4 protein-coding genes and 1 rRNA gene are annotated in these 6,000 nt (G+C 45.2%); 3 read left to right on the top strand and 2 right to left on the bottom strand.

The genetic code is table 11. The features are described from left to right. A 16S ribosomal RNA gene (locus HMPREF9969_RS03145) occupies positions 1–1,396 on the bottom strand; the annotation flags it as partial. Positions 1,397–1,846: 450 nt separating this feature from the next. On the opposite strand from HMPREF9969_RS03145, the gene HMPREF9969_RS03140 reads away from it, so the two are divergent. Then, positions 1,847–2,545 carry an alpha/beta hydrolase gene (locus HMPREF9969_RS03140; protein WP_009434360.1) on the top strand — a complete coding sequence of 233 codons (699 nt, stop codon included), beginning with the start codon at positions 1,847–1,849 and terminating at the stop codon, positions 2,543–2,545. Positions 2,546–2,681: 136 nt separating this feature from the next. On the opposite strand, the gene HMPREF9969_RS03135 is transcribed toward HMPREF9969_RS03140, so the two are convergent. Continuing rightward, positions 2,682–3,608 (bottom strand): DUF3298 and DUF4163 domain-containing protein, encoded by a 927-nt coding sequence (locus tag HMPREF9969_RS03135; protein WP_009434332.1) that lies wholly within the window; start codon positions 3,606–3,608, stop codon positions 2,682–2,684. A 114-nt stretch (positions 3,609–3,722) separates the two neighbouring features. Here HMPREF9969_RS03135 and HMPREF9969_RS03130 point away from each other — a divergent pair, with 114 nt between their 5' ends. Next, complete coding sequence (locus HMPREF9969_RS03130; protein ID WP_009434369.1) at positions 3,723–4,670, top strand: Gfo/Idh/MocA family protein; 948 nt, start codon at positions 3,723–3,725, stop codon at positions 4,668–4,670. Positions 4,671–4,768: 98 nt separating this feature from the next. After that, entirely contained in the window at positions 4,769–5,722 is a 954-nt protein-coding gene (locus tag HMPREF9969_RS03125) for an alpha/beta hydrolase (RefSeq protein ID WP_009434371.1), read from the top strand. Positions 5,723–6,000 lie beyond the last annotated feature (278 nt).

Below are 6,000 nucleotides of genomic sequence, written 5' to 3'. Positions count from 1 at the left end.
GTGTGTACAAGGCCCGGGAACGTATTCACCGCGCCATGGCTGATGCGCGATTACTAGCGAATCCAGCTTCGTGGGGTCGGGTTGCAGACCCCAGTCCGAACTGGGACCGGCTTTCAAGATTGGATGTAATTTACATTACACCGTCCCTCTGTACCGGCCATTGTAACACGTGTGTAGCCCCGGACGTAAGGGCCGTGCTGATTTGACGTCATCCCCACCTTCCTCACACCTTACGGTGGCAGTGTCTCCAGAGTGCCCAGCTTAACCTGATGGCAACTGAAGAGAGGGGTTGCGCTCGTTATGGCACTTAAGCCGACACCTCACGGCACGAGCTGACGACAACCATGCAGCACCTTCACAGAGACCCCGAAGGGCGTCATTATCTCTAAATCCTTCCTCTGCAATTCAAGCCCGGGTAAGGTTCCTCGCGTATCATCGAATTAAACCACATGTTCCTCCGCTTGTGCGGGCCCCCGTCAATTCCTTTGAGTTTCACCGTTGCCGGCGTACTCCCCAGGTGGGATGCTTAATGCTTTCGCTTAGCCGCTGATACAGGTACCAACAGCGGGCATCCATCGTTTACTGTGCGGACTACCAGGGTATCTAATCCTGTTCGATACCCGCACCTTCGAGCTTCAGCGTCAGTTGCGCTCCCGTCAGCTGCCTTCGCAATCGGAGTTCTTCGTCATATCTAAGCATTTCACCGCTACACGACGAATTCCGCCAACGTTGTGCGTACTCAAGGAAACCAGTATGCGCTGCAAGTCAGACGTTGAGCGTCTACATTTCACAACACACTTAATCTCCGGCCTACGCTCCCTTTAAACCCAATAAATCCGGATAACGCCCGAACCTTCCGTATTACCGCGGCTGCTGGCACGGAATTAGCCGGTCCTTATTCGTATGGTACCTGCAAACAATCACACGTGATTGACTTTATCCCCATACAAAAGCAGTTTACAACCCATAGGGCCGTCATCCTGCACGCTACTTGGCTGGTTCAGACTTCCGTCCATTGACCAATATTCCTCACTGCTGCCTCCCGTAGGAGTTTGGACCGTGTCTCAGTTCCAATGTGGGGGACCTTCCTCTCAGAACCCCTACTGATCGTTGCCTTGGTGGGCCGTTACCCCGCCAACAAGCTAATCAGACGCATCCCCATCCATAACCGATAAATCTTTTATCCTTATCTGATGCCATCAAAGGATTACATAAGGTATTAGTCTGCCTTTCGGCAGGTTATTCCTTAGTTATGGGAAGGTTGGATACGCGTTACTCACCCGTGCGCCGGTCGACGTCCATTCGGTGCAAGCACTAAATGCCGTTTCCCCTCGACTTGCATGTGTTAAGCCTGTAGCTAGCGTTCATCCTGAGCCAGGATCAAACTCTCCATTGTAAAATATGTTTGGGTGATTAGTAATAGGTAAGAATGGTAATAAATACCAACTTAACCCAAAACTTCACCGAGTAATCTCTGTTTCAGAATGCTTATCCTTTAGTATCAAGTTTTAAAAGCACCTATTCCTATATAAGGAATTCAATTGAATTGATCGGTTCGTTTCTTTTACCCATCTATTTGATTCTTAACCAAACAGACGCTTCTTGTACTACTTCTCTGTTTATGTAAATCTCTTCAAAGAACGCTTTCTTTATTGCTTTAAACACTCATAAGCACGTGGCTTATTTCGTAAAAGCGAGTGCAAAGGTATAGATAAAACTAATACTGCCCAAATGTTTTGAGGATTATTTTTAAGAAAAGATGATATTTTCTTATAAAATTGACATACATCAATGATTTTAACCTAAAAAGGGCTACTTTTGCATACAAACATCGATAAAATATAATATGAGACATCGAAGACAAATAATAGAGATAAATGGTCATACATGCATAATTCACAGCGAAGATAATGCAAAGGATTTTCTAATTCAGCCCATAGATAGTCATGATACGGAAGAACTAGAGCACCAGATTAGCTATATAGAAGAACATTCATCAGCTACATTCACCCACATTGCCATACGTATAGAGAAGTGGAATTCAGAGTTAACACCATGGTCAGCTCCACCTGTATTTGGTAAGATTCCCTTTGGAGAAGGTGCGAACCATACCTTATTATATATAATACAACAACTGATTCCCGAATTACAGCACCTATACAACTTATCCATTTGCGCAGAGAATACATTTCTTGGTGGCTATTCCCTTGCTGGGCTATTTGCTTTATGGGCTTCTTATCAAGAGGAGATACCCTTCAATGGTATTGCTGCAGCATCCCCATCCGCATGGTATACAGGTTGGCTTGATTATGCAGAGAGTCACACCCCACAAATAAAGAACGCCTACCTCAGTTTAGGAGATAAGGAAGAAAAGACGAAGACAAAACTCATATCAACCATTCGTAAGGATATGCTCTGCCAAGAACACATATATAAAACGAAGGGAGTAAACTGCAAGATGGAATGGAACGAAGGTAACCATTTCCAAGACAATGGTATCAGGATGGCAAAAGGATTTGTATGGCTTATGCAGAACCTAGACTAATAACATCCACACATAACTAGAGATTAAATAAAGGAAGCGTCTCCCTCATAAGATTTAATCACAAAGGAAGACGCTTTTATATTCTGCCTTATCATGGGGAAGGTGCTTATAACCTAGCAAGCGACCTCTTCCGCCATCAATCACCAAGCCCTGCAAGTCGGCGAGCTTCAGGTGTAAGATACTTCGCAATCTTACTATAAGGAATCGTGAAAGTAGGCATACCATGCATATAAGGAGCAATTTCATACTGTCCATAAATAATCTCTACACCTTTTTCTACTAGACAAGGAGTAATAGAAGGTTTAGGAATTACCCCATTCCCAATGCATAAATCATTCATGTATTCTTGTATTGCAGCAGGCGAAGGTGTCTCTCCGTTATCTTTTAAAAACCCATAGTAATACTCCTTCAACCCCTTTCGAAGCAACGGCTGAAGTGCTTTGATATTCTTAAAGTTCACAGGATTCCCCAACTTCTTACCCGTCTGTTTGTCAAAGGTTGCTCCATAATGAGCCGCCATACCATGTGCTCCACCCTCATACAGATAATAGAAGGAATAATAAGTCACAAACCGCTTCGTTTCACTGTATTTCTTGACAGACATCGACAACTCACACGGAGAATACCATTCTACAGTATCTCCACTAAGCTCTGTTAAGCTATGGAACGCCTTTTCTGCATAATATTTCAACATCCTCCTACCATCAGCAGGGTTACTAAAAGACTTAGCCTCCTTATTATCGTCACCAAATATCACCGTACATCCTCTCATTTCAGAAGAGAGATAAGCACGAAGAGCATTGACCAAAGGTTGTGGTCCTGATACAGGAAAGGAATAAGACATCTCTACACTCCCTACTTCATTGCTAATCTTCTTTCTCATAAAGTCTGTAACCAAAGCTACTTCCTGATCAGCTACGGCGCTATCCACCTCTGAATGAGTACTCGAATCCGACACTTGCCCTACTGGATTATTATCCACAGGTGTCTTACGCCCATCACAGCCAGCCAATATACCCACTGCTATAAGGCACGTCAATAATAATAGAAATCTTTTGTTCATAATAGTTATAAAGCTTGTTAACAGACCACAAATATAGTCTTTTCCTATATTATCTGCAAAACAATTCCTACTTTTGTTACGCTCTGAACACATCATAAACATCAATAGAACAGCATGAAGATAAGTATTATAGGCACAGGAATGATAGCCACCGAGGTTATCAAGATGCTAAGGAATGAGGCGAAAGGGATTGAGATAACAAGTATCTTTTCACACAGCAACAAGGAGAAAGCACTGACGCTTGCAAAGGAGAATGACATTGACCACGTATATACCGACTATGCCCAACTATTAAAAGAAGACGATGCCGACTTTGTCTATATAGCTTTGGTCAATAACGCACACTACACTTACGTGCGACAGGCATTAGAGGCTCAACGCAACGTTATTGTTGAGAAGCCCTTTACGAGTACGCTTGAGGAAGCGAAGCTACTCGCACAGATAGCACGCGAACGTGGACTTTATCTCTTCGAGGCAGTCACACCCCTTCACACCCCCAACTTCCAACTCGTAAAGCAAAGTCTCAAGCGCATTGCCCCCATACATTTCGCACAATGTAATTTCTCGCAATACTCCAGTAGATACGAGCGTTACCTACAGGGAGATATAGCCCCCGCATTCAATCCAGAACTAGGTGGCGGAGCCTTGAACGACCTCAATGTGTACAACATCAACATCATCGTAGGACTATTCGGGGAGCCTATCGCCAACCAATATTTCGCTAATCATGGGCACAATGGCGTTGATACCTCGGGCATTATGGTGCTCACCTACCCCAATCTCACAGCCTCCTGCGTTGCTGCCAAGGACTCCAGTAGCCCTTCCTTCACCTTAATTCAAGGCGAAAAAGGATGGGTGCGTATCCCAACTACAGCCAATGAGTTCGGCAAAGTGGAGATTATGGAACAAGGAAAGCTCACCAGCTACCAACGAAACGCATACGAGAGCCGTCTCGCCCATGAGTTTATGGACTTCAAGGATATATGGGAGCAGAAAGACTACAAGCGTATGGAGGAATGGCTCGACACTTCACTTACGGTCATGAAAGTGCTGAGGAGTTAGAAAGCTGTCAAAGAACTCAAGAGAAACTAAAGAACGTGCAGGATGATAGAGGCGTGAAAGTCAACAGAACTCATCCCTTAGCCTAATCACAAATAACAATGAAGAAGAAGCTCTATATATATCTTATCATCGCATTGCTCGTGTTCATTGGCACGCTGGCAGCTACCACATCTTATCTCCTAAAGTACATGCTTGAGGAGCCAACCCACACTTACGACTATCGTTGGGCAAAATTACATCAACGCTATCCGAGCCTTACTCCATGGTTAGACAGCCTCAAGACCACCCACCAACTGCGTGACACAACCATCCTACTCAATAACCACTTGCGGGCGCACGCCTTCTATCTTCGCGGTGATTCAGCCTGCGGGCGCACGGCAATATGCGTCCACGGATACAAAGACAACGGGCTGGGACTCCTATACATCGCTCATATATATAATAAGGTGATGCGCATGAACGTACTACTACCCGACCTTCACGGGCACGGGCAAAGCGAAGGCAACTTCATACAAATGGGCTGGAACGACCGCAAAGACATAGAGCAATGGATACCCGTTGCCGAACGGATGTTCCGTGATAAACGCCACCCTAGTCAGATGGTATTACATGGCGTCTCCATGGGAGCAGCAACCATTATGAACGTGTCAGGCGATGAGAAGATCCCAACATACGTGAAAGCATACGTGGAGGATTGCGGTTACACCAGCGTATGGGACGAATGTACCGACCAGCTAAAGGCGCAGTTCAACCTCCCACAATTCCCCCTCGTCCCCCTAGCCTCAGCCCTCTGCCAAGTCAAGTATGGTTGGAATTTCCATGAGGCGAGTCCATTGGAACAAGTCAAGAAATGCCACCGCCCCATGCTCTTCATTCATGGCGACCACGACACCTACGTCCCTTCATGGATGGTATATCCCCTCTACAAGGCAAAACCCCAGCCCAAGCAACTATGGATAACACAAGGTTCTGAGCACGCATATAGCTATCACGACTATCCAAAACTATATGAATCCAAAGTGAAGAACTTCGTTAGCAAATACTTCAAATAAGTGGGCTAACGAACACCCCCACGCTTGGGGAACACCCAAGATAGCCCTTTCCCCACCTTCATCATACGTCTACCGCCCCCTTTCAACCATGCTCGATACCGCTTACAAGTATGGTTGATTTCGTTTGCAGATATGCTCGATGTCGATTACAAGTATGTTCGATATTGCTTACAGCTATGTTCGGCATCGTTTACATATACATCTGCCATCCTTTACACATACGCCTCATAGTATTTTCACCATGGTGAAGATTATGTTTCATCGTGATGAGACACGGG

Origin of the sequence: Prevotella sp. oral taxon 306 str. F0472, assembly GCF_000257925.1 — a bacterium.
GTDB lineage: Bacteria > Bacteroidota > Bacteroidia > Bacteroidales > Bacteroidaceae > Prevotella > Prevotella vespertina.
The sequence above is the reverse complement of the archived record's forward strand: the minus strand, read 5'-3'. Positions and strand labels throughout refer to the sequence as shown.

Coding starts and splice junctions, on each gene's coding strand:
- HMPREF9969_RS03140 (WP_009434360.1), top strand. CDS start 1,847: ATGAGACATCGAAGACAAATAATAGAGATAAATGGTCATACATGCATA.
- HMPREF9969_RS03135 (WP_009434332.1), bottom strand. CDS start 3,608: ATGAACAAAAGATTTCTATTATTATTGACGTGCCTTATAGCAGTGGGT.
- HMPREF9969_RS03130 (WP_009434369.1), top strand. CDS start 3,723: ATGAAGATAAGTATTATAGGCACAGGAATGATAGCCACCGAGGTTATC.
- HMPREF9969_RS03125 (WP_009434371.1), top strand. CDS start 4,769: ATGAAGAAGAAGCTCTATATATATCTTATCATCGCATTGCTCGTGTTC.